The organism is Rhizobium sp. Rhizsp42, from assembly GCF_047304155.1.
GTDB lineage: Bacteria > Pseudomonadota > Alphaproteobacteria > Rhizobiales > Rhizobiaceae > Rhizobium.
Map to the genome: position 1 here is coordinate 15,361 of NZ_JBGLYS010000033.1, position 25,966 is coordinate 41,326.

25 protein-coding genes, 1 tRNA gene and 1 riboswitch are annotated in these 25,966 nt (G+C 61.5%); of the genes, 8 read left to right on the plus strand and 18 right to left on the minus strand.

All coding sequences use genetic code 11. The annotated features are described in order from the left end of the window. Positions 1-34 precede the first annotated feature (34 nt). Complete coding sequence (locus ACCD05_RS24890; protein ID WP_413396038.1) at positions 35-1,096, minus strand: class I SAM-dependent methyltransferase; 1,062 nt, start codon at positions 1,094-1,096, stop codon at positions 35-37. A 184-nt stretch (positions 1,097-1,280) separates the two neighbouring features. On the opposite strand from ACCD05_RS24890, the gene ACCD05_RS24895 reads away from it, so the two are divergent. Next, positions 1,281-1,715, plus strand: a complete 435-nt coding sequence (locus ACCD05_RS24895; protein WP_047512032.1) for a hypothetical protein — start codon at positions 1,281-1,283, stop codon at positions 1,713-1,715. Between the two features lie 124 nt (positions 1,716-1,839). Here the strand turns inward: ACCD05_RS24895 and ACCD05_RS24900 are convergent, their stop codons facing one another. The 9 genes from ACCD05_RS24900 to ACCD05_RS24940 form a co-directional block, all read right to left on the minus strand. Continuing rightward, entirely contained in the window at positions 1,840-2,103 is a 264-nt protein-coding gene (locus tag ACCD05_RS24900) for a BrnA antitoxin family protein (protein WP_047512030.1), read from the minus strand. Continuing rightward, positions 2,069-2,356: a BrnT family toxin gene (locus tag ACCD05_RS24905; protein ID WP_081993099.1), complete on the minus strand. Its 288-nt coding sequence runs from the start codon at positions 2,354-2,356 to the stop codon at positions 2,069-2,071. The genes ACCD05_RS24900 and ACCD05_RS24905 overlap by 35 nt, the downstream gene beginning before the upstream one ends. A 44-nt stretch (positions 2,357-2,400) precedes the next feature. Then, positions 2,401-2,862, minus strand: a complete 462-nt coding sequence (locus ACCD05_RS24910; protein ID WP_413396097.1) for a GNAT family N-acetyltransferase — start codon at positions 2,860-2,862, stop codon at positions 2,401-2,403. Then, positions 2,862-3,989, minus strand: a complete 1,128-nt coding sequence (locus ACCD05_RS24915; protein ID WP_413396041.1) for an S-(hydroxymethyl)glutathione dehydrogenase/class III alcohol dehydrogenase — start codon at positions 3,987-3,989, stop codon at positions 2,862-2,864. Before ACCD05_RS24915 ends, ACCD05_RS24910 begins: the two co-directional genes overlap by 1 nt. Before the next feature lie 100 nt (positions 3,990-4,089). Beyond that, positions 4,090-5,361 (minus strand): hypothetical protein, encoded by a 1,272-nt coding sequence (locus ACCD05_RS24920; RefSeq protein ID WP_413396043.1) that lies wholly within the window; start codon positions 5,359-5,361, stop codon positions 4,090-4,092. Between the two features lie 100 nt (positions 5,362-5,461). Next, positions 5,462-7,471 (minus strand): acetyl-CoA carboxylase biotin carboxylase subunit, encoded by a 2,010-nt coding sequence (locus tag ACCD05_RS24925; RefSeq protein WP_413396045.1) that lies wholly within the window; start codon positions 7,469-7,471, stop codon positions 5,462-5,464. A 90-nt stretch (positions 7,472-7,561) separates the two neighbouring features. Beyond that, positions 7,562-8,269, minus strand: coding sequence for a hypothetical protein (locus tag ACCD05_RS24930; protein WP_413396047.1), 708 nt, complete (start codon positions 8,267-8,269; stop codon positions 7,562-7,564). Positions 8,270-8,365: 96 nt separating this feature from the next. After that, on the minus strand, positions 8,366-9,292 hold the full coding sequence (locus tag ACCD05_RS24935; protein WP_413396049.1) for a DMT family transporter: 927 nt from the start codon (positions 9,290-9,292) through the stop codon (positions 8,366-8,368). Positions 9,293-9,425: 133 nt separating this feature from the next. Then, a tRNA-Leu gene (locus ACCD05_RS24940) sits at positions 9,426-9,510 on the minus strand. Positions 9,511-9,688: 178 nt separating this feature from the next. Here ACCD05_RS24940 and lipB point away from each other — a divergent pair. Beyond that, positions 9,689-10,405, plus strand: a complete 717-nt coding sequence (lipB, locus tag ACCD05_RS24945) for a lipoyl(octanoyl) transferase LipB (protein ID WP_209190546.1) — start codon at positions 9,689-9,691, stop codon at positions 10,403-10,405. 69 nt (positions 10,406-10,474) lie between these two features. Here the strand turns inward: lipB and ACCD05_RS24950 are convergent, their stop codons facing one another. Continuing rightward, complete coding sequence (locus ACCD05_RS24950; protein ID WP_413396051.1) at positions 10,475-10,843, minus strand: hypothetical protein; 369 nt, start codon at positions 10,841-10,843, stop codon at positions 10,475-10,477. 267 nt (positions 10,844-11,110) lie between these two features. Next, positions 11,111-11,806 carry an HAD family hydrolase gene (locus ACCD05_RS24955; RefSeq protein WP_413396053.1) on the minus strand — a complete coding sequence of 232 codons (696 nt, stop codon included), beginning with the start codon at positions 11,804-11,806 and terminating at the stop codon, positions 11,111-11,113. A gap of 208 nt (positions 11,807-12,014) precedes the next feature. Between ACCD05_RS24955 and rpiA the strand changes: the two genes are divergently transcribed. From rpiA to gor, 3 genes are all read left to right on the plus strand, one after another. Beyond that, a complete protein-coding gene (gene rpiA / locus ACCD05_RS24960) occupies positions 12,015-12,713 on the plus strand; it encodes a ribose-5-phosphate isomerase RpiA (protein WP_047512011.1) in 699 nt (232 codons plus the stop codon). A gap of 15 nt (positions 12,714-12,728) precedes the next feature. Continuing rightward, the gene (locus ACCD05_RS24965) at positions 12,729-13,292 is read left to right on the plus strand and encodes a DUF2059 domain-containing protein (RefSeq protein ID WP_112945848.1); all 564 of its coding nucleotides are present in this window, start codon (positions 12,729-12,731) and stop codon (positions 13,290-13,292) included. Between the two features lie 130 nt (positions 13,293-13,422). Continuing rightward, a complete protein-coding gene (gor, locus tag ACCD05_RS24970) occupies positions 13,423-14,808 on the plus strand; it encodes a glutathione-disulfide reductase (RefSeq protein WP_413396055.1) in 1,386 nt (461 codons plus the stop codon). A 16-nt stretch (positions 14,809-14,824) separates the two neighbouring features. Here gor and ACCD05_RS24975 read toward each other — a convergent pair whose 3' ends face one another. After that, positions 14,825-16,105, minus strand: coding sequence for a TadE/TadG family type IV pilus assembly protein (locus ACCD05_RS24975; protein WP_413396057.1), 1,281 nt, complete (start codon positions 16,103-16,105; stop codon positions 14,825-14,827). 328 nt (positions 16,106-16,433) lie between these two features. On the opposite strand from ACCD05_RS24975, the gene ACCD05_RS24980 reads away from it, so the two are divergent. After that, entirely contained in the window at positions 16,434-17,807 is a 1,374-nt protein-coding gene (locus ACCD05_RS24980; protein ID WP_018902356.1) for a class II 3-deoxy-7-phosphoheptulonate synthase, read from the plus strand. A 58-nt stretch (positions 17,808-17,865) separates the two neighbouring features. Here ACCD05_RS24980 and ACCD05_RS24985 read toward each other — a convergent pair whose 3' ends face one another. The 4 genes from ACCD05_RS24985 to ACCD05_RS25000 all read right to left on the minus strand — a co-directional run bounded on the left by ACCD05_RS24985 (position 17,866) and on the right by ACCD05_RS25000 (position 22,705). After that, positions 17,866-19,605 carry a pilus assembly protein TadG-related protein gene (locus ACCD05_RS24985; RefSeq protein ID WP_413396059.1) on the minus strand — a complete coding sequence of 580 codons (1,740 nt, stop codon included), beginning with the start codon at positions 19,603-19,605 and terminating at the stop codon, positions 17,866-17,868. Then, positions 19,602-20,024: a TadE/TadG family type IV pilus assembly protein gene (locus tag ACCD05_RS24990; protein WP_018902358.1), complete on the minus strand. Its 423-nt coding sequence runs from the start codon at positions 20,022-20,024 to the stop codon at positions 19,602-19,604. Before ACCD05_RS24990 ends, ACCD05_RS24985 begins: the two co-directional genes overlap by 4 nt. 173 nt (positions 20,025-20,197) lie before the next feature. Next, positions 20,198-20,722 carry a DUF1003 domain-containing protein gene (locus tag ACCD05_RS24995; protein ID WP_209233807.1) on the minus strand — a complete coding sequence of 175 codons (525 nt, stop codon included), beginning with the start codon at positions 20,720-20,722 and terminating at the stop codon, positions 20,198-20,200. 87 nt (positions 20,723-20,809) lie between these two features. Next, on the minus strand, positions 20,810-22,705 hold the full coding sequence (locus tag ACCD05_RS25000; RefSeq protein ID WP_413396099.1) for an LTA synthase family protein: 1,896 nt from the start codon (positions 22,703-22,705) through the stop codon (positions 20,810-20,812). A gap of 274 nt (positions 22,706-22,979) precedes the next feature. Here ACCD05_RS25000 and ACCD05_RS25005 point away from each other — a divergent pair, with 274 nt between their 5' ends. Then, positions 22,980-23,813 (plus strand): TolB family protein, encoded by an 834-nt coding sequence (locus ACCD05_RS25005; RefSeq protein WP_413396062.1) that lies wholly within the window; start codon positions 22,980-22,982, stop codon positions 23,811-23,813. A gap of 25 nt (positions 23,814-23,838) precedes the next feature. Beyond that, positions 23,839-24,024: riboswitch (cobalamin riboswitch) on the plus strand. A gap of 39 nt (positions 24,025-24,063) precedes the next feature. Beyond that, positions 24,064-24,750, plus strand: coding sequence for a 5,6-dimethylbenzimidazole synthase (gene bluB / locus ACCD05_RS25010; RefSeq protein WP_413396064.1), 687 nt, complete (start codon positions 24,064-24,066; stop codon positions 24,748-24,750). A 13-nt stretch (positions 24,751-24,763) separates the two neighbouring features. Here bluB and ACCD05_RS25015 read toward each other — a convergent pair whose 3' ends face one another. After that, on the minus strand, positions 24,764-25,882 hold the full coding sequence (locus ACCD05_RS25015) for a DUF2865 domain-containing protein (protein WP_413396066.1): 1,119 nt from the start codon (positions 25,880-25,882) through the stop codon (positions 24,764-24,766). Positions 25,883-25,966 lie beyond the last annotated feature (84 nt).

Here is a 25,966-nt window from a genome sequence, read left to right on the forward strand (position 1 = left end):
TCGATCCTGTCCGGGCCGTTGAGTTAGCCTCTTTTCAAGCGCGGACCTCGAACACCATGTTGAACGGCGTTTCGGTGGCGCGGTGGAAATGCTTGAAGCCGGCGTCGAGCGCCACCTTGCGCAATCGCGTTTCGCCGGCCTGCGCGCCGAGCGCCAGTCCGACTTCCTGCGACATCGAGGCGGGCGTGCAAATCATCGTCGAGGCGCCGTAGTAGACGCGGCCGACAGGGTTGAGATTGTCCTTGAGGTGATCATGCGCGAAGGGCTCGACGATCATCCAGGTGCCACCGGGCGCAAGCGTTTCCTTCACATGCTTTCCCGCGCCGACGGGATCGCCCATGTCGTGCAGGCAATCGAACATGGCGACGAGATCGTAGCGCCCGGCCGGGAAGCTTGCGGCCGAGGCCTGCTCGAAGCTGACGCGATCGGATACGCCGGCCTCCCTAGCCGCGATCCGGGCGCGTTCGATCGACGGCATGTGGTAGTCGTAGCCGACGAAGCGCGAGGCGGGATAGGCCTGCGCCATCAGGATGGTCGAGCTGCCATGGCCGCAGCCGACATCGGCCACCTTGGCGCCGGCCTTCAGCTTGTCCTCGACGCCATCGAGCGCCGGTATCCACTCGGTGACAAGGCTGTTGTTGTAGCCGGTGCGGAAGAAGCGCTCGGTGCCGCGAAACAGGCAGTTGCTGTGCTCGTGCCAGCCGAGCCCCTTGCCGGTGCGAAAGGCATCGGCCACCTTCGGCTCGTCCGTCCACATCGCCTGCACCAGCTGGAAGGCGCCGGTGAAGAAGGCGGGGCTGTCCTCGTCGGCGAAGACAAGCGCCTGCTCCGGGCTCAGCCGGAAGCGGTCGGTCTTTTCGTCATAGGTCAGATAGTCGGCGGCGGCGAGCGCCGACAGCCATTCCCGCAGATAGCGTTCCTTGACCGCCGTCTTTTTCGACAGCTCGGCGGCGGTCACGGGCTCGCCGTCACCCATCGCCTTGAACAGTCCGACGTCGTCGCCGAGCACCACCAGGGAGCCGGATACGGCGGCGCCGATATCGCCGACCAGCCGGCCGACGAGGGCATCCACTTTTTGCATGTCGGGTTGGCGCATGTCATCCTCCATAGAAAATGCAGGGAAGAACCAGCAGCGCGACTATACACCCGCTCACGGCGCCGTGAAAGGACGGCGGGGTGTCACGCAATATTCGCGAAGCCATCAAAAAAGCCGCGTTGACAACAAAATGCGCCGGGATAAGAGTGGCTTAGCCTGCATATTAGGCTTTGGAGGAATGACCATGATCAAGCATCTGACAATTCTTGCCTCTGTTTCCCTGCTCGGCGCTCTCGCCTTCGCCACGCCGTCCTCGGCGCTCTCGATGAAGGAGTGCAGCGCCAAGTACAAGTCGGCGCAGGCGGATGGTTCCGCCAAGGACATCAAGTGGAACGACTTCCGCAAGGCGCAGTGCGGCCCGGATGCGACGGCCGAACCCGACGTTACGATGGCAACCGGCGCCGAGCCTGAAAAGCCGACAATGGACGCTCCCAAGGGCGTGACCTTCCCGACGGCGATCGCTCCCAAATACGCCAAGGAAACCCCCGGCAAGGGCCGCATGCACACCTGCGTCGATTCCTACCACACCAACAAGGACGCCAACACGCTGAACGGCCTGAAGTGGATCCAGAAGGGCGGCGGCTTCTACAGCCTCTGCAACGCCAAGCTGAAGGGCTGATCGGCGCGCTTCGGATCAAGGCACCGGATACAGAGAAAGGTCCCGTTCGGGGCCTTTCTTGCGTTTGGTGGCAGGGGCTGGATGTTGCGGGCGATGGCCTTGGTCGCGGTATCGCCTGTGGAGCCTAGCGCTGTTTCTTGAGACTGCGTGCGTACGATTCCAGGACCGCGTTCATGCGCGTCTGATAGCCTTTTCCGGAACTCCGATAGAACTGCAGGACCGATTTCTTGATTCGAAGCGTCACCTGTTCGGTTCCCTCGCGTTCGACAAGCTCGGCTTTGCTCCAGAAACTGTCGTCGAGTTCGGGGATATCGCTGGTGTCGATATCCTCATCGGCAAGAGCCGCCAGTTCTTCAGGGCTTAGTTCTTTGTCGTATCTCTGCGACATAGCGCTCCCTTTCTTGTCGTTTAGCGGGCCGGGCGGAAATTATGCGAATGATGCCATTGCGATCGGTGTGCGTCACAACGAGAAAAAGAACGCCGTCGACAAGCCCGATACTGTTTTCGCGGATTTCACCGTAGTCGAACCTGTCGTCAACGGCGGTCAGAACGGGACCGTCGAAAATCCGCACGGCCGTCCGGAAAGAGACGCCATGTTTTGCAATGTTTGCAGCATTCTTGGCGTCGTCCCACTCGAACATCGGATGCAATTGTAACTACAATTGCATCTACGATCAAGCGAAGGTCAGCGTGCCGCCCTGACCATGTCAACGTGGGGGATGCCGTCCTCGAGGTATTCCTCGGAGGTCGTCTCGAAGCCGAAGCTGCCGTAGAAGCGGGAGAGGTGGCTTTGGGCGGAGAGGTAGATCGGGGCTTGCGGATAGCGCTCTTCGCAGACGGAAATGGCCTCGCGCATGACGGCGTCGCCGAGGCGTTTGCCGCGATGGAGAGGAGAGACGACGACGCGGCCGATCTTGGCGGGTGCGTTTTGGTCTGCCGGGGCGAAGATGCGCGCGGCGGCGATCAGGTCTCCGTGCTGCAGGAGGCGCAGATGCAGGGCGTCCGCATCCTTGCCGTCGAGTTCCGGATAGGGGCAGTTCTGCTCGACGACGAAGACGTCGACGCGCATTTTCAACAGAGCGTACAGTTCGACGGCGGAGAGCTCATCGAGCCTCCGCGCGTCGACCGTATAGTTTGGCTGGGTGATCAATAGACCACCACGCCGCGGATCGATTCACCCTTGTGCATGAGGTCGAAGCCCTTGTTGATGTCTTCGAGCGGCATGGTGTGGGTGATCATCGGATCGATCTGGATCTTGCCTTCCATGTACCAGTCGACGATCTTCGGCACGTCGGTACGGCCGCGCGCGCCACCAAACGCGGTGCCCATCCAGTTGCGGCCGGTGACCAGCTGGAACGGACGCGTCGAGATTTCCTGGCCGGCGCCGGCGACGCCGATGATGACGGACTTGCCCCAGCCGCGATGCGAGCTCTCGAGCGCCTGGCGCATGACCTTGGTGTTGCCGGTGCAATCGAAGGTGTAGTCGGCGCCGCCGATCAGATCGCCGTGGCGCTTCGTCATGTTGACCAGATAAGGCACGATGTCATCGCCGACTTCCTTCGGGTTGACGAAGTGGGTCATGCCGAACTTCTCGCCCCATTCCTTGCGGTCGTTGTTGATGTCGACGCCGATGATCATGTCGGCGCCAGCAAGGCGCAGGCCCTGCAGGACGTTCAGACCGATGCCGCCGAGACCGAAGACGATCGCGGTGGAGCCGATCTCGACCTTGGCGGTGTTGATGACGGCACCGATGCCCGTCGTCACGCCGCAGCCGATGTAGCAGACCTTGTCGAAGGGAGCGTCGGGGTTGATCTTGGCGAGCGCGATCTCAGGCAGAACGGTGAAGTTCGCGAAGGTCGAGCAGCCCATGTAGTGATGGATCTTGTCCTTGCCGATCGAGAAGCGCGAGGTGCCGTCAGGCATGACGCCCTGGCCCTGGGTCGAACGGATCGAGGTGCAGAGGTTGGTCTTGCGCGAGGTGCACGAATAGCATTCGCGGCATTCCGGCGTGTAGAGCGGAATGACGTGGTCGCCCTTCTTCAGCGAGGTGACACCGGGGCCGACGTCGACGACGATGCCGGCGCCTTCATGGCCGAGGATCGCCGGGAACAGGCCTTCCGGGTCGGCGCCCGAGAGCGTGAAATCGTCGGTGTGGCAGATGCCCGTGGCCTTTACCTCGATCAGCACTTCGCCGGCCTTAGGGCCTTCGAGCTGCACGGTCATCACTTCGAGTGGTTTACCTGCCTGTACGGCAACAGCGGCGCGAACGTCCATTTTACAGTCTCCAATATGCTGATTTGGTCGGGCGGACTTTTGCACGCGGGAGGAGCGCGGCTCAAGGAAAAAAGGCAGGGGGAGCTTTATAGTTTCTGCGTCAAAACAGCCGATCGATGGCGGTGATGACGGCGTGGCCGTGCATGGCAATGGCGGCGTAGAGGCCGAAGGAGACCAGCATGCGCTCGCCGCCGTTCATCTCCTCAAGCTTCTCGCGGGGCTTGAAGGAGCCGCCACCGATGACACTGACGAGGGTGAAGACCAGCAGGCCGATGCCGAGATATCGAGCCGAAAGCCCGATTTCGGCGCCGACAGCGAGGATGCAGAGCGTCACCAGAAAGCTCGCCAGGATCTGCGAGCGCTTGGTCCTGAATATCTGCCGCAGCACCTGACCGCCATCGAAGCGATGCATGGGCAGAAGATTGAGCAGGTTGAAGGCGCCGAGGATCAACAGGAAGACAAGGATGGGCGGATCGGCGGCGGCGGGAAGGATGCCGTGATCGGCGAAGCTGTGGCCAAGGACCAGGATCGGAACCAGGAATGCCGACATGCCCGATCCCATCAATGCGCAGGTCGCGACCTCGAAAAGAGACCGATAGGGCCGGCTGCCGATGGCGATGCCGCCGAGAAAGGGGATGAAGACCATGCGCACCGAGGTATGGCCGAACATGCGGTAGGCGGCCATGTGGCCGAGCTCATGCAGCGCGATCACGACCGTGAGAAAGGTCGAGACCATCAGGCCGCGCTGCGTCAGGCCGAGGAAGGGCCATAAAAGCAGGGTCGACAGGATGGCAAGCGCGACCTGGACGAGCGGGTGCTCGAAATAGCCCTGCGGTTGCGAGATACCGGTTTTCAGCCAGCCATCGAGCGCCTTCATCTCGCGGCGGAGCGCCACGTAGCGAAAGATCAGGAAAGCGAGGCCGCGATAGCGATCCGTCTGGTCGACTTCCAGAACCGCGCGGCCATCCGCCGTCGGCCGGATGATGCGGCGCTCGCGATAATCCTTCCAGAAGGACGCGTCGAGCGTGCTGTCATCGACGATGGATGACTGAAAGCCCTGCGCATTAGAGGCAAGGGCCGCCAGAGGCTCGATCGCGAGCAGGCGGCGAGTGGGGGCGTCGTTCCTGTCCCGGTAGCGATAGGTCTGCTCGACGACGTTGCCGCCCGCCTCCATCTGGCGGCTCGATATCACCTGATGGTGCCAACTTGCGTTTGAACCCATCGGGTTCATGGCGTTCCAGAGTGTCTCCGGCGTGCAATCGAAGGAGCGGCTGACATGCAGCGTTCTCAGCCCCAGGGGCATTCGCATCAGGAGCCACAGCATGCCGAGATTGATAAACAGCAGCAGCAGCGCGGATTGCATGACACTCATCATTCACTCCATCCGGCAGGGATCCGGATGGGTTAAAGACTAGCGGCGACGCGTTAACAAATGCGGAGCGGAACGTGACGGTCTGGTGTGCCGGAACGGGTCAGGCGAACTCCATGATGACGGCGTCCACCGCCAGGCTTTCGCCGGGCTTGGCGTTGATGACGCCGACCACCAGATCGCGCTCGGCGCGCAGCACGTTCTCCATCTTCATGGCTTCGACGACCGCGAGCGTCTCGCCCGCCTTGACTTCCTGTCCCTCGGTGACGGCGATCGAGACGACCAGGCCAGGCATCGGGCAGAGCAGGAGCTTGGAAGTATCCGGCGGCAGCTTGACCGGCATCAGGCGGTCGAGTTCGGCATGACGCGGCGTCAGTACCTTGGACTTCACCGAGAGACCCTGCCAATCGAGCCTGACGCCGTTGAGGATCGGGCGCAGTTGCGCCGTGACCGACTGCTTGCCGACCTTGCCGCGCCAAACCGGCTCGCCCGGTCTCCAGTCGGTGACGACATTCAAGGTTTCGCCAGCGATATCCATTTCCATCTCGAAGGGCACCGTCACGAGGCCGTCGAGCAGGCGCACGTCGATATAGTCGTCGCCGAGCCGGACGCACCAGTGATCGCGCAACGGATCAGTGGCGCTGCGCAGGCGGTCGGCGGAGGTTTCGCGGCGATTGGCTTCGATCAGCGAGGCGGAGAGAGCGATGGCGGCAAGTGTGGCGCGTTGGCTCTCATCGGGCATCACGGGCGCGAAGCCGTCGGGATATTCCTCGGCGATGAAGCCGGTCGATAGCCGGCCCTCGCGCCAGCGTGAGTGCTTCATCAGGGCGGAGAGGAAGGGGACGTTGTGTTCGATGCCATCGACCACAAAGCCATCCAGCGCCTCGCCCATGGCCTCGACGGCCTCAGCGCGGGTCGGCGCCCAGGTGCAGAGCTTGGCGATCATCGGATCGTAAAACATCGAAATCTCGGCGCCTTCGAAGACGCCGGTGTCGTTGCGGACGACGGCATTGCCGGCCTTGCCTTCCTGCGGCGGACGGTAGCGCGTCAGGCGGCCGATCGAAGGCAGGAAGTTGCGGTAGGGGTCTTCTGCATAGATGCGGCTTTCGACGGCCCATCCGTTGAGCTTGATGTCTTCCTGCGCGAAGGGGAGTTTCTCGCCTGCGGCAACGCGGATCATCTGCTCGACGAGATCGATGCCGGTGACGAGTTCGGTGACGGGATGCTCGACCTGCAGGCGGGTGTTCATTTCGAGGAAGTAGAAATTGCGGTCGCGGTCGACGATGAACTCGACGGTGCCGGCGCTCTGGTAATCCACGGCCCTCGCGAGCGCTACCGACTGCTCGCCCATCGCGGCGCGGGTGGCCTCATCGAGGAAGGGCGAGGGCGCCTCTTCGGCGACCTTTTGGTTTCGGCGCTGGATGGAGCATTCGCGTTCTCCGAGATAGACGACGTTGCCGTGAGCGTCGGCCAGCACCTGGATCTCGATATGGCGGGGATCGACCACGTATTTCTCGACGAAGACGCGGTCGTCGCCGAAGGAGCTTTTGGCCTCGGAGCGGGCGCGGTCAAAGCCGTCGCGCACTTCCGCCTGGTTCCAGGCGATGCGCATGCCCTTGCCGCCGCCGCCGGCGGACGCCTTGATCATCACGGGATAGCCGATCTCGGCTGCGATCTTTTCGGCGTGCCCGGCATTTTCGATGACGCCGAGGTAGCCGGGGACGGTGGAGACATTGGCGGCGCTGGCGAATTTCTTCGATTCGATCTTGTCGCCCATGGCATTGATTGCCTTGGGCTTCGGGCCGATGAAGACAATGCCCTCCTTCTCCAGCGCTTCGCAGAAGGAGGCGCGCTCGGAGAGGAAGCCGTAGCCGGGGTGGACGGCCTGAGCGCCGGTTTGTCTGCAGGCTGCAATGATCTTCTCGGCAACGAGATAGCTCTCGGCGGCCGCGGCCGGGCCGATGTGGACGGCCTCATCGGCCATCTCGACATGGAGCGCATCGCGATCGGCGTCGGAATAGACGGCGACGGTCGCAATCCCCATGCGGCGCGCCGTCTTGATGACGCGGCAAGCGATCTCGCCGCGATTGGCGATCAGAATTTTCGTGAACATGAAGACTCCACCCGTGACCTGCGTTCCGAGTCTTAAGCATAAAGACTGGAACGCACAATCACGGAGAGGGCATGGAGAGAAGCGTCGCGATCAGGCGACGGCCGCCTCTGTCCCGAGTCTGTCGTCAACGATCCGGAGCCAGCGGGTGCGGCGCGGGGCCTCGGCGTAATCGGTGAGCGTGAGCGCCGATATGATCTGCGACCAGCGCGGATGGTTCGACGCCGGTAGCGTCTCTTCGCCGATCTGCATCAGCACCGCCCACGTGAGCGCCTGTACCGTTATGGTACCCCCGTCGCTGAGCGCGCGCAGGATGCGCATGACGTAGTCCACATCCTGGCGGGTGATTCCCCGCCGATCGATGGCGCGGCTCTGGTGATAGGCGCCGCGATTGTCTGATAGGGCCAGGCGCAGCTGATCGAGCGCAAACGCGCGCAGCTCGTCGGGCACGTAGGCGGAAATCTCGATGACGTGGAGCACGAGCTCCAGCTCGACCGCCGAATGGATGACACCGTCGGTCGCGACCATGCGCATCAGCCAGGCGACGTTGATTTCGTCGAGAGAGCCTTGCGGATAGTTATATTGGACGATGAAGGCCGCGAGCTGCTCCACGAAATAGGCGTTCCATTCGGGGCATTTCTCGGGGCAGGCGTTGTTCAGTGCCAGCATGACGACGACGTCGTCGGCGGTCCTGATTCCCTCGGGAAAACTGTGTCTGCGCAGAAGATCGATATCCTCCACGCCAAGTCGCTGCTTTCCGGCGATGACACATGCCGGAAAAGCGAGTCGAATTTCGCTCATCTTTTCTCTCCAGGCCTCATCATGAAGCCGAAGATTCTTCTAGCGCCAGCGAATTGATGTTCTCTCAATAGGCGGAGTTAACAAGGTGTTTACGGCTCAGGCCTGTTTCGCTGCCCGCGCCTGCACCCGTTCGCGCCAGATGATGAAGAGCCCTGAGGCGACGATGATCATGATTCCCACCCATTTGGAGAAATTCGGGAAATCGCCGAACAGGGCGTAGCCCAAGATGGTGGCGGAGATGATCTCGAAATACTGGAACGGCGCCAGAAGCGAGAGCGGCGCCATGCGGAAGGCCCGGACGACGATCATGTGCACATAGCCGGAGAGCGAGCCGAGAATCAGCAGAAGCACGAGGCCGAGCAGCGATGCCGGGAGCGAGACGTCGAAATCGCTGACGCCCATGCCGTTTCCGACGATGAGTGCTGCGGACATGAAGAGCGTGCCGCCGATGCCGGCCATGGTCTGCATCGTCAACGGCGAATCGGCATTGCCGATGGCGCGGTTGAGGAAAAGATAGAGAGAGAATAGGAAGGCGCAGCAGACGGGCAGCAGCGCCTTGAGGCCGAAGACTTCATAGCTCGGCTGGATGACGATCATTGCGCCGCCGAATCCCACCACGATCGCCGTCCAACGTCGCCAGCCGACCTTGTCGCCGAGAAAAAGCGCCGAAAGGCCGGCGAGCATGAAGGGCTCGACGAAATAGATGGCGAAGACGTCGGCGAGCGGCATGTATTTGACCGCAACGAAAAACAGGAGGCTGGCTGCCCCATGCAGCGCGCCGCGCAGCAAATTCATCCAGGGGCGCTTGGCCGACAGCGCGCCCCAGCCGAACATTATAAAGAGAATCGGCAGCGTGCAGACAAGCTGGAAAAAGAATCGGTAGAAGGTGACCTGTCCAGGCGACATGCCTTCGAACGTCGCCATGTACTTGGCGATCGCATCCATGGCGGGGAGGACGATCATTGCGCCGGCCATCAGCGCCATGCCTTGCAGGGGATTGTGCAGGTCGGTTTTATCGGACATCTTCGAGAAATTTCATTGGGCTGGGATCCAGCCGTTATAGACAATAAAATCTCTCGTTAAGAGATGCCGCAGGCGACATATCGCGTCGCCGGGAGCCAGTTGCTCTGGCTGGTCTCACTCCTCAGGAGAGAGATGGTGCGGTCGAGAAGACTCGAACTTCCACGGGTTGCCCCACAGCGACCTCAACGCTGCGCGTCTACCAATTCCGCCACGACCGCATCGTGGTAGGTGCCGGTTTGTGCCGGCGACGCAGCATGTAGCAAAAGGTTTTTCGGGACACAAGGGCCATGTGACAGATTTTTTCAAAGAAGGTGACAGCGTTTGTAAAGGCAGCAATTCGGAGCCATATAGATGCTCGAAAAAGCCCGCGATCACAGGCGCTGCGGGCCGCAAGGAATGGCTATGTTACGAACGGACCTCGATTTTTCCATGTTTCCACAGGCCGGCTCGCGCCCGGTGCGCTGGCGGATCTCCAATGGGCTGGTGCCCTATCAGGAGGCTGTGGATATCATGGAGCAGGAAGTGGCAGCGATTGCCGAGGGTGGTGACGAGCTGGTGTGGCTGCTGGAGCATCCGCCGCTTTATACGGCCGGAACCAGCGCCGATGCACGCGATCTCGTGCAGCCCGACCGCTTTCCCGTTCATGCCACCGGGCGCGGTGGAGAGTACACCTATCATGGGCCCGGCCAGCGGGTCGCCTATGTGATGCTCGACCTGAAACGCCGTCGCCAGGATGTGCGTGCTTTTGTGGCGGCGCTGGAAGAGGTGATCATCCGTACGCTGGGCGAGATGAACGTGCGCGGCGAGCGCCGCGAGGATCGTGTCGGCGTCTGGGTCTGTCGCCCCGACAGGCCGCCGTTGCCCGATGGGACGGTGGCGGAAGACAAGATCGCGGCACTCGGCATCCGCTTGCGCAAATGGGTGACGTTTCACGGGCTGTCGCTCAATGTCGAACCCGATCTCGACCATTTCGGGGGAATCGTTCCCTGCGGGATCTCGGCCTATGGGGTCACGAGCCTGGTCGATCTCGGCCTGCCGGTAACGATGGATGATGTGGATGTGCTGCTGCGCGAGGCGTTCGAATCGGTCTTCGGCGAGACGGTGAACGGCTGAGCGCGTCATCGGACGATGCTGATATTTAGAAAGGGCCGGCGTTTCGTCGGCCCTTTCTCTTTTTCACGTCTACTTGGTGCCGACGTCGCGGCAGGCATCGGTATGCGAGGCGCCGCTGTCGCCGCCTGCGGTGTGCAGGCCGTGACCTTTCGGCGAATAGTCGCATGGGGGGAGTGGCTTGATGCTTGCCGTCGACATCTTGTCGACCGGCGGTGCGACGCGAACGGGAGCGAAACCATCGCTGTCGTTGGTGTAGTCGTCGGAATATTCCGGCGCCCTGTGCTGCGTGTAATGAACGGGCTTCGGCGGAGCAACTTTGACGGGAGCGAAACCGTCGCTATCGTTCGTATAGTCGTTGGAATACATCGGCTGGGCGAAGGCGGCACCGGAAAGGCAGAGGGTAAGCACGGCTGCGGCGGCTGCAAATTGAATGCGCATATCAGATCTCCTCAATCCATTGTTGCACACAATGTGACGTCCATTACCCTCGGCAAGAGCAAGTTCGCGCCTCAATTGAGGCCGGATTGTGAAGGGGATCTGACAGTCGCAAGCACGTTTTTTCACATGAAATCACGGCGCCGCGACTGTGTTTGATCGCTAATTGATTGGCCTCGCGATTCGCTAAACCAGCGAGTGACGCGGCGCCATATCGGCAATCGAGAGATGATTTTTTCGGCCAAAACAACCGTGTTTTGATCGAAAATGTTATCCAGCGTTGCGCAGGTCAGCCGTGTCGATCAGCTCGTCCACAAGCTCCGGCGTGAGCTCGCTGAAGGTCTTGATGATGTGCGTGGGCTGCAGGCTTTCGATCGGGACGTCGGAGTAGCCGAAGGGGACGGCGATCGAGGGGATCGCGGCATTACGCGCGACGAGGATATCGTTGGCGCTGTCGCCGATCATGATGGTGCGCTTCGAGTCGCCGCCGGCCTTTTCGATCGTGCCAAGCAGATGGCCGGCATCGGGCTTGCGTACCGCGAATGTGTCGCCGCCGGTGATGGCGTCGAAATAATGGGTGAGCTGCAGCCGCTCCAGCAGGGTGCGGGCAAGCCCCTCGAGCTTGTTGGTGCAGACGGCGAGCTTGTATCCCTTGGCCTTCAACTGATCCATCGCGTCGATCAGTCCCGGATAGGGGGCCGTCGCGCCCGGCATGTTATCCGTGTAATGCGTGATGAAGCGCTCAAGCAGATCAGGAAATTTCTCGGGCTCCAGCGGATGTCCCTGCAGCTTGCAGGCTCTTTCGATCATCACCTTGGCGCCATGGCCGACGAGATGTGTCAGGTCGTCATAGGTGACCGGCGCGAGATCGAGTGCTGCGATCGTGTAATTGAGGCTGTCGACAAGGTCGACATGGGTGTCGAGGAGCGTTCCGTCGAGATCGAAGACGACAAGGGCAGGGGTCAATGGAGTTTTCGCCTGTTCAGTTGGGATGCATCCGAGTTAAGCGATGAAGGCCGCAAAAGCAACGCTTTGGCCCGGCTTGGCAGGCCTCCCGCATGTGCTTTGGATTTCGAAAGTCTGACGTTATTTTGGCTTTCGTTTGACTGGCGGGCCGTGTAAACAACGCAACCAACGTAACAATGCGTAACGTAAAACTGGGAGTAAGCGGCGCATGGACGCCCGCGAAATGAAGATCAAGGCCGCGGCTGCGGCACTCGCCCATGTCGAGCATGGGATGCGTCTTGGGATCGGAACCGGAAGCACGGCCGAGGAATTCGTGCGGTTGCTTGCCGAGAAGGTCGCCGACGGGTTCAAGGTCGAGGGCGTTCCGACATCGGAGCGCACGGCACGGCTTTGCGTCGAGCTCGGCGTTCCCCTGAAATCGCTCGACGAACTGCCGGAACTCGATCTGACGATCGACGGCGCCGACGAGGTCGATGCCGCGCTCGGGCTGATCAAGGGCGGCGGCGGAGCCTTGCTGCGCGAGAAGATCGTTGCCGCAACATCCGGCCGCATGATCGTGATTGCCGACGAGAGCAAGCTGGTGGATACGCTGGGCGCCTTCCCGCTGCCGATCGAAGTCAACATGTTCGGCCTCGTTTCGACGCGTATCGCGATCGAAAAGACGGCTGCGCGGCTTGGCCTTTCGGGTGAACTGACGCTGCGCCAATCCGGCGACGGCAATTTCACCACGGATGGCGGACACTACATTATCGATGCATCTTTTGGCCGTATTCCTGATGCAGAGGCGCTCTCAACCCAGTTGAATGCGATCCCCGGCGTTGTGGAGCACGGGCTCTTTCTCAATATGGCCGCGCTGGCGATCATCGCCGGTCCGGCGGGCGCGCGCGAGCTGCGGGCAACAAGGTAACAGGAGTTGGAACTCATGAATAAATTTGCAGGTTTTGGCCGTTTTGCTGCTGCGACCGTCATTCTCTCGGGTGTTGTCCTGGGCTCTGCAGCCCATGCGCAGGAAGCGTCGCCGGAACAGCTGAAGGCAGCCCGCGCGGCGATCGACGCGATCGGCGCCACCACCCAGTTCGACAACATCCTGCCGGGCCTCGCCGAGCGCCTGAAGGCCGACCTGATCCAGGATTCGCCTAACTACCAGGACCAGATCACCGCCGAAGTCGACAAGCAGGCGCTGGCGCTTGCACCGCGTCGCGCCGATCTCGAAAAGGAAGCTGCGGTCACCTACGCCAAGGCGTTCACGGTCGAGGAACTCAATGCCATCGCCGCCTTCTACGGCTCGCCGGTTGGCCAGAAGCTCCTGAAGGACGGCCCGATCGCTTCGCGCGAAACCGTCAAGGCCGCCGACATCTGGGCGCAGGGCATCTCCCGCGACCTGCAGAAGTCGACCAGCACCGAGCTTGCCAAGGTGATCAAGCCGGCCCCGGGCGCTGGCACCGATCCGGCAGCTCCGGCTGCAAAGCCTGCTGCCAAGCCGTAAGGCTCGCATCATCGCTCAATACGAAGCCCCGGTTCGCCGGGGCTTTTGTTTTTGGCGATATCGGTACTATATCAAGCCTTCCTTCCTTCTGACGATTCCTTCCTTCTGATGTTTTGTGCCGGAGATCCCCATGACAGCCTATGATTACGACCTCTTTGTCATCGGTGGCGGCTCGGGCGGGGTGCGCAGCGCGCGCGTGGCGGCGGCACTCGGCAAGAAGGTGGCGATCGCCGAAGAGTATCGCTACGGCGGCACCTGCGTCATTCGCGGCTGCGTACCGAAGAAGCTCTTCGTCTATGCCTCGCAATATCATGAGCATTTCGAGGATGCTGCCGGCTTCGGCTGGACCGTCGGCGAAAGCACGTTCGACTGGAAGAAGCTGATTGCCGCCAAGGATGCGGAGATCACCCGGCTCGAGGGGCTCTACAAGAAGGGGCTTTCGGGCGCCAATGCCGAGATCCTCGACACGCGCGCGGAACTCGTTGACCGGCATACCGTGCGGCTGGTCAACACCGGCAAGACGGTGACGGCGAAGACGATCGTGATCGCGACCGGCGGGACCCCGAACCTTCACGGCGCGCTGCCCGGCCATGATCTTTGCATCACCTCGAACGAGGCGTTTCATCTGGAGGAGCTGCCGCGTTCGATCGTGATTGTCGGCGGCGGTTATATCGCGGTGGAATTCGCCAATATCTTCCATGGGCTCGGCGTCGACACGACGCTCGTCTATCGCGGGGCGGAAATCCTGTCGCGCTTCGATCACGACCTGCGCCGCGGCCTGCACGAGGCAATGGTGGCCAAGGGGATCAAGATCCAGTGCCACGACATGCTGAAGAGCGTGGCGAAGGGCGAGGATGGGCTTGTTGTCGAGACGCTCAACAACGGAACGATGAATGCCGACGTGGTGATGCTCGCCATCGGTCGCGTGCCGAACACGCATGGCCTCGGACTTGAGGCGGCGGGCGTCGAGATGAATGCGCAGGGCGCGATCGTCGTCGACGATTATTCGCGGACCAGCGTCGAGAATATCTATGCGCTGGGCGATGTCACCGACCGGGTACAGCTGACACCGGTGGCGATCCACGAGGCGATGTGCTTCATCGAGACCGAATACAAGAACAACCCGACGAAGCCTGATCACGATACGATCGCGACCGCCGTCTTCTCCCAGCCCGAGATCGGCACGGTGGGGCTGACCGAGGAAGAGGCCGGCAAGCGCTACAGCGACGTCGAGGTCTACCGCGCCCAGTTCCGGCCGATGAAGGCGACGCTGTCGGGACGGACAGAGAAGATGATCATGAAGCTGATCGTCGATGCGGCGAGCCGCAATGTTATCGGCGCCCACATTCTCGGCCACGACGCCGGCGAGATGGCGCAGCTTCTCGGCATTACGCTGAAGGCCGGCTGCACCAAGGATGATTTCGACCGGACTATGGCGGTGCACCCGACCGCCGCCGAAGAGCTCGTCACCATGTATGCGCCGAGCTACCGGTTGAAGGATGGCGTGCGGGTCTGATCCGCACGCCTATCTATTAGCTCGTGATGCGAGGCGAGCTGATGGTCTTCAGGAAGAGCGCCTTCATTGCCGCGGAGATGCCTTCGGTCGGCGAGACCTCGAAGTAGAGGCCCGGCGATGCGCAATCCGACATGCGGGTCGGGATTTCGTTCTGGAACGGGCTGATCCACTTGTTGTACCAGTCGTTGCTCGGCAGTGGCAGGTAGGTGGTGTAGAGAATGGCGATCTTGACGCCACGGTCCTTCAGCGGCTTGCAGAAAGACGTGTCGATCGGTTCCTGACAGCGCCCGCCTGTCGTTTTCTTGGTGCAGCTCGACGGCTTGTAAGCATCGGCGACGCCATCGGAAACGAAGAACAAAATCTTCTGACGATCGGTGTTCGAGTTGCCGCTGCCCGCAGGTTCGATGATCGTATTCATCTGCGTGAGAGCGCTGTCGAAGCTAGTGAGCTGGTCGGAATTGTAGTTCTGATAGGGAATGGTCATCAGATCGACAGCGTCGGTATAGGTCTTCACCTGCGTCAGGTTGGAGTTCAGGCTGGAGATCGTTGTCAGTTTGGCGTCTTCGGCTTTGGTGCCGAATGTGTAGACGCCCATGCGAAACTGATCGGCCGTGACACGCTCGCTCTTTGCCGTATCGGTCAATGCCTGCGTTGCCTTGCGCACCACGTCGATGCGCATGTTCACGCCAAGGCTTTTGGCAGCCGTGTAGTTGTTGCTGGCCTGGTCCATCTGATGGCAGGCAAAGGCGCAACCGGTCTTGGCCTGCAGCTTCGAGACATCGTCAGCCGTCGCGCCCACACCCATGGACGGGGTGTTGTCGAGAAGCATGTAGAAATCCATGAAGGACGCCGTCTGATACTGGGCCGTCGCGGTGCCCGAGATCTTCATCGATGTCTGTCCGAGGATCTGCATGAAGCTCGTCGAGACAGCTGCACTGAAGGAGACCGTCGAGTTCAGCGTGTTGGACGTCTTGGTCACGTCGATCGTGAGGTCGACCGGCAGGTTGCCGGTTTCACCCGACATCTGGGAAAAGAAGATGTTATGCGCATCCGTCTTGGCGATCGGGATCGGGCCGTTGCCTGTCATCGTCATGGCGGCGGCGGCGGCGTCAGAACTTTGAGCGATGGCACCCACCGCTGCTGCGTCGGCGGCCGCCTGAAGCTGGGCGCGGACGCTGAGCGCATGTGAGAAATCAACCGAAAGACCCGCGGCACCGATCAATGGAACCGCGAGAAGGGCGGTTATCATGCCGAAATTGCCTGAACGATCCGCGACGAAACGACCGAATATGCGCATGGGAGAAGCCTGGGAAGTATCCGAAGAATTGAAACGTCATTCTTGAAAAACCGAAGCGTCATGCCCCGCTGTGTCAAAACAGGACGATCCTTAGTGTCAAAGCATAAATTAGATACAAAGCGTCTTGGTATATCGAACGTTAAGGGCGCGCAGGATGTTTGAAAACGCGGTCGCGAATACCTTTATAGGGCGTCATCGCATGGCGCGATGAGGCGGACAAAAGCGCGCCGAACCCCGCTATGCAAGATGAAGCTAAACGGCTATAAGCCGCCAGTATTTTAAAGACGGGATATCCGGCCGGTACCGGATACTGAGACAGGTGAACGAGATGGCACAGAATTGGACTCCGAACAGTTGGCGGCAAAAACCGATCCAGCAGGTTCCGGATTATCCGGATCAGGCAGCAGTTGCGGCGACGGAAGCCCAGCTGGCGTCGTATCCTCCGCTCGTTTTCGCAGGCGAGGCGCGTCGTCTGAAAAAGCATCTTGCCAATGTGGCCGAAGGTAACGGCTTCCTCTTGCAGGGTGGCGATTGCGCCGAGAGCTTCGCGGAACACGGCGCGGACAACATCCGCGACTTCTTCCGCGCCTTCCTGCAGATGGCTGTCGTTCTGACCTACGGCGCGCAGCTTCCTGTCGTCAAGGTTGGCCGTATCGCCGGTCAGTTCGCCAAGCCGCGCTCTTCGGGCATCGAAACGCTCGATGGCGTGTCGCTGCCGAGCTACCGCGGCGATATCATCAACGGCATCGAGTTCACCGAGGAAGCGCGTATTCCGAACCCGGAACGCCAGGCCATGGCTTATCGCCAGTCGGCCGCGACGCTGAACCTTCTGCGCGCGTTCGCGATGGGTGGCTACGCCAACCTCGAGAACGTGCACCAGTGGATGCTCGGCTTCATCAAGGACAGCCCGCAGGGCGAGCGCTATCGCAAGCTGGCGGATCGTATCAGCGAGACGATGGATTTCATGAAGGCGATCGGCATTACCGCCGAGAACCAGCCGAGCCTGCGCGAGACCGATTTCTTCACCAGCCACGAAGCGCTGCTGCTCGGCTATGAAGAAGCGCTGACGCGTGTCGATTCGACCTCGGGCGACTGGTATGCCACGTCTGGCCACATGATCTGGATCGGCGACCGTACGCGCCAGCTCGATCACGCGCATGTGGAATACTGCCGTGGGATCAAGAATCCGATCGGTCTGAAGTGCGGCCCGACGCTGCAGGCGGACGATCTGTTGAACCTGATCGACGTTCTGAACCCGCAGAACGAAGCCGGCCGTCTGACGCTGATCTGCCGCTTCGGCCATGACAAGGTCGCCGAGCATCTGCCGCGCCTCATCCGCGCCGTCGAGAAGGAAGGCCGCAAGGTCGTCTGGTCCTGCGATCCGATGCACGGCAACACGATCACGCTCAACCACTACAAGACCCGTCCGTTCGAGCGGATCCTGTCGGAAGTCGAAAGCTTCTTCCAGATCCATCGCGCGGAAGGCTCGCATCCCGGCGGCATCCACATCGAGATGACCGGCAAGGACGTGACCGAATGCACGGGTGGCGCGCGCGCCGTGACGGCGGAAGACCTGCACGACCGCTACCACACGCATTGCGACCCGCGTCTCAATGCCGACCAGGCGCTCGAGCTCGCCTTCCTGCTCTCCGAGCGGATGAAGAGCGGTCGCGACGAGAAGCGGATGGCCGTCAACGGTTGAGGGCTGATTGCCCGCTGATAGAGAATTGAAGGAGCCCGGCCATCGCGCCGGGCTTTTTTCATTGCACCAGCACGGATTGCTGGCAGCGCGCATCGGTGAAGCGCACATCGGCCTCGCCGATCTTGATCCCGAGCATCAGCAGCGTGTTGTAGAGCACGTCGTCGAGGGGCGTGGTGACGCTCGACAGCGTATCGGCAATCGCCTGCATCACGGCCTTGTTGGTTCCAAGCGTGAGGATCAGCAGCTGGATCTGGATATCGGTGCCGGCGATCAGCGACTGCACGGCGGAGGTCAGCGTGTCTCTTGTCGAGACATTCTTGACCGCCTTGTTGGTGATGTCGTTGGGCTGGAATGTCAGGCGGGTCTTGCTGGTGTTGGTGAGGTTGATATCGGCCAGCGCGTTCACCTTGAGGAGCAGGGCGTCGATGATGGTGGCTGATGTGACGCGCGGCTTGGTGCCGAAATTGGCCATCGCGGTCGGGTCGACATCGCCAAGCGCGATCTCGGCGACCCCCGGCACGACATCGACGCCGATGCTGGCGCTTTTCGGGCCGCCGCCGAGGCAGGCGAAGCTCGCGAGCTTGGCTTCGGCATAGGCCGCTTCGACATAGAGCGGCACGCGAACCTTGATGCCGGCGATGGTGCTCAGCCCCGTGACGCCGGCTTCGATGGCAATTCGGATCTGAGCTGTGCGCACCGCCGATCCCGTCGTGCCGATGGCGTTGGAGGCGATACCCTTGGGGCGCTCGCCGATCGCGATCTTCAGCGTGACGCTGGTCAGCCCCGGAACCGTGCCGGCGAGATTGACGCCGACCTGCTTGCCCTGGTTGGCGGCGAAGGCGCTTGCCGAGATGATGTCGAGCGCGCTTGCCTCAAGCAGCAGGTGCGAGCCGGAGCCGATCATGCGCTCGCCGACCGAACCGAGGCTCATGAGGTTCTGCAGCTTGACCTTGATCTGCGTGGTGCCGAGCCCCTTGGAGAGCGAGGTGATCGCCTTGCTGACGGTTGGTGTCAGCCCTTGCGTGGCGGCCAGCGTGTCCAGCAGGCGCGGATAGGAGATGTCGGTCGCCAGCAGGTCGTCATAGGTGCCGGCGGTGACGTTCAGCTTGGTTGCGAGAAGGTCGAGATAGGACAGAAGGTCGATATTGGCAGCAGCGAGTGCGTCGTAATCTGCCACCTTCAGCGAGACCGTCGTGCCGAGCAAGCCGCCGAGAACGGCGTTGAGAATACCGCCGTTGAGGCTCGCCAGACGCGAGCCGACGGAGAAGGCGGCGAGCTTGGAGGCGGATGCGGTTCCAGTCGCGCTAAGCGTCGGGGGCGGGATGATGGAGGCCGCGAAGGTCAACTGCGCCTTCTGCTGGATCGCAACCTTGACGGCATCATAGGGCTGGGTGCCCGCCACGAAACGCTGTGCCGGCGGCACGGTCGGGTCGGCTAGATAAATCCCTGGCGTGTATTGGACGACGGCATCGTAGGTGTCGAGCTGGGCGGTGTTCAGCAGCCTGGTTCCAGACGATGTTGCGTAAGCCACGCCTGACTTTACGGCGACGTTGAGGCCGTTCTGCTGGAAGTTGGTGACCAGATTGCTTGCGGCGTTGTTGATGTCGGACGCCGCGACGATGGCGCCGATATCGCTCAATTGCTGCAGGCGGCGCTGCTGCAGCGTCATCGCGCCGAAGTCGACACCGAGTGCAAGCGTGGAAATGATCAATGGCGCCGAGAGCGCCGCCATGATCGCGATGTTGCCATCCCGGCGGGTGCTGAAACCCGCCAGATATCGCCTTATGCCTGCTTTCATATACCACCCATGCGGATCGTGGCGAAGCGGCGGATCTTGGTGTCCGGAAGCGGGAATGTGTAGAGATTCCAGATCGGTAGGGCGCTGGCGTCATACTCCGTCGTGACCGTGAACTGATTGGCGTTCGTGGGGTCGGTGGCGACGGTGACCTGGAGTTTCTTGCGGTCGATCAGGGGATCGTTGAGGGTCGAGAGTGCGATGTAATTGTTGACGAGCTGGGCGCGCTCCTGCTCGGAAAGGCCGGCCACCGCCGTGCGTGCCGCATCCGCCGTCAGCTGCTGCAGCGCATGCGCGGCGCTCAGGTAGATGCCATAGGCGATCAGGGTGAGAAGAACGAGCAGGAAAACCGGTGCAACGATTGCGAACTCGATCGCGGCCGCACCCTGCCGGTTGGCGAGAAGACGTCGGGCATTCCTCATGCACTGCACTCCTTGCAATGGCCAACGCCGCAGCGAAGACAACCGAAGGATACATTTAACCGTCTTAATTTTTGCTTACCTAATAAACCCCATGCGTGTACCCGCAAGATATCAGGGTGTACGGAAATGGCGCGCTATTCCTGTGGCCGGCTAATCTGTTCGCCGGCCTAGGATCAGTTGCCGAGCTTCTGGGTCAATCTGGCGATATCCTCGCGCAGAGCGGCGATCTCGGTCATCACCTGCATGTCGATTTTCTGATGCAGCGACAGCACTTCCAGCTCGGCCTTGAGGTTGACTTCATAGTCCTTGGCAGCCTCGAAGCGGTCGCGCTCGGCCTGGCGGTTCTGCGACATCATGATGATCGGTGCCTGGATGGCGGCGATCATGGAGAGGACGAGGTTAAGGAAGATGAAGGGGTAGGGGTCGAAGGCGCGGGTCGACAGGATGATGGTGTTGATCACGCACCAGACGGCCAGGAAGACCAGGAAGGTGGTGATGAAGGCCCAGGAGCCGCCGATGCGGGCGATGCTGTCGGCCATGCGCTCGCCGAAGGACGATTCGGCTTTCAGCGCGGCATTGATATCCGTCGAGATGATCTTGCGGGCATGGGCCTTTTCCAGCACGCGCTTTTCGATGTCGCCGAGTTCGCTGGCGGACTTGTCGAAATGCAGGTGGACGAAACTGGAGAGATTGTTCATGGCGCGACTCCCGATCAACTTATGTTGGCGGGGAGTATTCCGTTCTGCGCCAGGAATGCAATGCGGCAACGTGCATGTCTGCCGTGCTCAGGAGCCCTCGGCGCGCAGCCAGGAATGCTGCGGGAAGAAGCGCTCGACGGTCTGCGCCTTGCCGAACATTACATCATGCTGGAGATAGCGATAGTCGCGGACCAGCGGATCGATGGTCTTGGCGTCGCGCACCCAATCCGGCGAGGCGGTGTTGTCGCGGGTGATCAGCTGATAGCGGTCGACGATCGGGTACTTCTTCTGCACGCGGCCGAGGAAGCCTGTGTAGAAGGGGTGCTCGTAGCCGGCGAATTTCAAGACATGATAGGGCAGCTGCGACGGGCTGATGGTGCCGACGTTCTGCTTGACGCCCTTGCGGTTCGACCAGATGACCAGCGGCGTTTCGTGCTCCTGCTTCATGACGCTGACGGAGGCGCGGCGGGTGGCGACCTGGTCGGGCATGTAGCCGGTATTCGTGTAGACGCTGCCGAGCGGCGGCAGGTGGTCGCCCCAGAGCACGATGATCGTTTCGCGATCGCGCTTGGATGCCCATTCGGTCAGCATCTTGAAACTGTCGTCGGCTTCCTTGACGCCCTGCGTATAGGTGGCGAGCGTGGCGCGGTCTGCGTCGGTCAGATTGCCGGTGATGTCGACCGTGTTGTTGGCGTAGCGGTTGGCCTCATACGGGCCATGTCCCTGCAAGGTGACCGCGAAGAAGAAGAAGGGCCGGTCGAGCCCGTCGGCTTCCTGCATGATCTCCTTCATCAGGCTGTCATCGGAGGCGAAGATGCCGCGCTTTTCCATGGTCGGCATGGTCTCTTCGGTGCGGAATTCCTCGAAGCCGAAATCCTTGTAGACCTCGTTGCGGTTCCAGAACCAGCCGCTGAACGGATGCAGCGCACGGGCCGCATAGCCTTCGCCGCGGAAGAAGGTTGCGAGCGAGGGGATGTCGTTGCGGATATACTGCTGGTAGGGAATGCTGCCATAGGGCAGGAAGGCATTCGAGAAGCCGGTGAGGGCCTCGAATTCGACGTTGGCGGTCATGCCGCCGAACTCGGGCGAGAAGACGTGGCCGGACTGCGCAGCGCGGATCGTCGGCATCGGGTCTTCGGAAAATTTCAGCGTCTTCAGCCGCGTTGGATCCCAGAATGATTCGCTCATCAGCATGATCACGTCGGGCTTGTCGCTCGGGCCGCTGAGATAGCCGTAATTGCGTGAGGGAATGGCGTCGAGCGCCTGCGTATTGAGGCCGGCGGGCGAGGCGACGTCGGCCATCGGGATGTTGAAGATGAAGGCGAGGATGAAGCCGTTGCTGCGGTAGTTCTCTTTCTGGTCCCACATCATCGGCACCACCTGCAGGCGGTCGCGGATATAGGAATATTGCGAGTAATCCATCAGCGAGCCGAAGGCGGCGATGACGGGAACAGTCAGGCAGAGATTACGGATGCGGTTGCGGCGCGCCATCTTCGGCAGGCGGCGCCAGGCGTAGCGCCATGCCAGCACGAGGCCGGTGACGGAGAGCAGAATGCCGACGGCAACCGCGATAGCCGTCATCGGGCGGTCGCGGACCATGACGGGCAGCAGCTCGAGAATCTGGCGGCCGAACAGCATATCCGAGGGGTAGAGCGGATCGGAGAGGTAGTGCTGCTTCTGATTGGAAACGAGCGCCGGCACGAGGACGAGCGGCAGGACGACCAGTGCAGAGAGGAAACGGCGGCCCAGCACCGCATCGACGCAGAGCATCACGATGGTCAGCATCACGACCGTGGTCATGCCTGGACGGGCCGTGGAAGACAGAAATGCGCCCACATCGGTTGCACCGCCGCGCGCGATCACTTCGACCGAGAAGGTTGCAAGCAACGCCATCACCGCCGTCAGGGCGACTGCAATTACGCCGCGCAGGATGGAGGGGCGGGTATCCGCGCCAACGCCACCATAGAGCGCCGCTTCGCGCATTGCCGCTCCGGACTTGAAAACTTGGGCGATCAATGGCGGAACTCCAGTGTCATCATAACGTCACCGAACTGTCACATCTTCGTCATGAACGCTAGATGAACCATTGTTGTTTCGCGGGCTTAACGCTTTTTTGATCACAAACTTTTCGGCAGCCGGTTGCCTCATGTAGCGTGTGTTCCGGATGGACCCTGCCATGGCGGCGCGGGGGCGATCCTTGCGTGCCTTATTTGGCTGTCGTAGGTCATGGATATGTTCGCGTCAGAGGAGAGTTTGCATGCGCAGTTCCGTCGAGATCTACAACGTCAAGACGGGTGAGGCCCGTGTGATCTGGCAGACCGAGAGGCTGGTCGAAGCCCCGAATTACGCTCCTGACGGCAGCTATCTTCTGCTCAACGATCAGGGCATGCTCTACAAGCTGGCGCTCGATGGTTCAGCGAACGTGCAGAAGGTGGATACCGGCTTCGCGACCGCCTGCAACAACGACCACGGGATTTCACCCGATGGCACTCGCATCGTGATCACGGACAAGATCGAGTTCGGCAAAGCGGCAATCTATACGCTACCGATCGAGGGTGGGGCGCCGCAGCTGGTGACCACCAACCACCCGTCCTACTGGCACGGCTGGTCGCCTGACGGGAAGGAGCTCGCCTATTGCGGCATTCGCGGAGACGTGTTCGACATCTACACGATCAACGTGACCGGCGGCGAAGAGCGGCGGCTGACCAATGGCGAGGGCCGCAATGACGGGCCGGATTATACGGCAGATGGGCGCTGGATCTATTTCAATTCCAGCCGCACCGGATTGATGCAGATCTGGCGGATCCATCCCGACGGGACGGGCGTGGAACAGGTGACGCACGACAATCACGGGAACTGGTTCGCGCATCCATCACCTAGGAATGACAAGGTGGTGCTGATCTCCTACGATCCCGATGTGTTCGATCATCCGCGTGACAAGCATGTGCGGATGCGCATCATGGATATGGACGGCGGCAACCTGACGACGCTGTTCGAGCTGTTCGGCGGGCAGGGATCGATCAATGTTCCGAACTGGTCGCCTGATGGTGACGAATTTGCTTATGTGCGATATTTCCCGGTCGAGGCTTGAGCGATTGCATAAGGCGCGGTTTGTCGGCATAGGTGGCGCGTCGGGTGCCCGCAGGCTTGCGGGAGAATCGGGAATTCGGTGCAAGACCGGAACGTGCCCAACGCTGTAAGGCCGACGTCTGCCGCTTGATGCCACTGGCGCTCTTTGCCGGGAAGGCGTGGCAGACGGATGACGCCAAGTCAGAAGACCGGCCCGACAATCATAGACTGACCGCCTGGACAGCGGCCGGTTGTGTTGTTGGGGATTGACGATGCGACCAGACCAATCTGGCTCTCTTGCGAGAGCCGGTGCCTTTTCGGCGAGCGAGCGCGACGCCGTTTACAGAGCCATCGAGACCAGACGCGACGTGCGATCGGAGTTCCTGCCGGATCCGGTGCCGGATGACGTGATCGGACGGCTGCTGACGGCCGCTCATCACGCGCCGTCTGTCGGCTTCATGCAGCCGTGGAATTTCATCGTCGTTCGCGATCAGGCCGTGCGTTCGACCGTGTGGGAGGCATTCGCAAAGGCCAATGCCGAGGCGGCGGAGATGTTTTCCGGCGAGCGGCAGCAGGCCTACCGCGCCCTGAAACTCGAGGGCATTCGCACGGCACCCGTCGGCATCTGCGTGACCTGCGATCCGGATCGCTGCGGCGACGTGGTGCTGGGGCGCACGCACAATATGCGGATGGATTCCTATTCCACCGTCTGCGCGGTGCAGAACCTGTGGCTTGCAGCGCGCGCCGAGGGCGTGGGCGTCGGCTGGGTGAGTATCTTTCACGAGGCCGATCTGAAGAAGGCGCTTGGCGTGCCTGATCGGATCGAGATCGTCGCCTGGCTCTGTGTCGGCTATGTCGACCAGCTCTACGAGGAGCCGGAGCTCGCGGTGAAGGGCTGGCGGCAGCGGCTGCCGCTGGAGGAGCTGGTGTTTGCCGATCGCTGGGGCGGGGGCGCGTAACCCGCGACGCCGACTACTGCTTCTGAGCCGGCGGTTGCTGTGGCTGGGCGCCCGGCATGGCAGGGTGTTTCAGGTCGATCGATCCCTGATCGCCGGCAAGGAACTGCGGCCCCACCTGGCGCACCTTGCCGGCACTGGGATCGTAGGGGCGATCGGGGATCTGCGCCTGGGGTGCGGGCTGTTGAGGCGTGGCCGGGCTCTCGGGCTTGGCGGCGGCGGTGTTTGGGGTTTCGATCGTGGTGATCGAGCTTTGTGGCGGCGGAGCGCTCACAGACTGGTTGCGGCGCATCTGCTCGTAATAGGCGGGCAGATTGCAGCTGCAGGAAGATTTTTCGCCGGGCTTGCGGTTCTTGTAGGCGAATGCGTTCGGCATGGCGCTGTAGGGCGCGCCTGTCGAGGCCGAGATCATGTTCTCGGTCTCGCCGCTGGAAACATCGTGATAGTAGAGCTCGGTTTCTATGCCCGGGCACATCTGCTGGCAGGTGTTGGCGTCGCGGGCGAAATCGAACGAGGTGGCGTTCGAGCGGATGGGGAAGAAGCCGCCGTCGCAGCTACGAACGCAGATCGTGTTCAGATGCGTCAGCGGCTGGCCGCCGGGCGAGAACTCGTAGGAGCGCTGACGCTCGCCGCCGAGCGGAATGAAGGTGTCGCTGCGCATCGCCTGATCATCGATGCTGGGCGGGTTCGCATATTGTGGCTCGTCATATTGCGGCACGGGTGCATTGCAGTTGTTTTCGTCGAGTGCGGCGAAGAGTTCGTTGCGCAGGCGAGCGTCCGGGCTTTGCGCGCGCAGCTCGTCGCGACGCATCTGCAGGTCGGCGATGTTGTCGAGCATCTTCGCTTCGGCCTGTTCGAGCTCGCCGCAATAGCCGGCATTGTCGCCGCCGATGACCACCATGCTGCCGCTGCTGCAGCCGTTGCGGCGCTGGTCGCTGCGCAGCTTGCGCAATTCCAGGTTCTGCTCGGTGATGGCGCTGGCGAACCGCCGAACCTCGGGCGATATGCCGCCGCCGATCGTCTCGGGGACTGTGGCCAGACGGGCGCGCAGCTGACCGCAAATCGGCGCCAGCTGCGCATAGGCAGGGGCGGAAAGGGCAATCAGGAGTGCTGCGGCCAGCGTGAGGCGTTTCAAGGCATCGTCCCGTCAGTGAGCAAATACCAAATGGCGAAGGGCGGACCATGGCCCGCCCTTCGATATACATTGCTTGTCTTAACA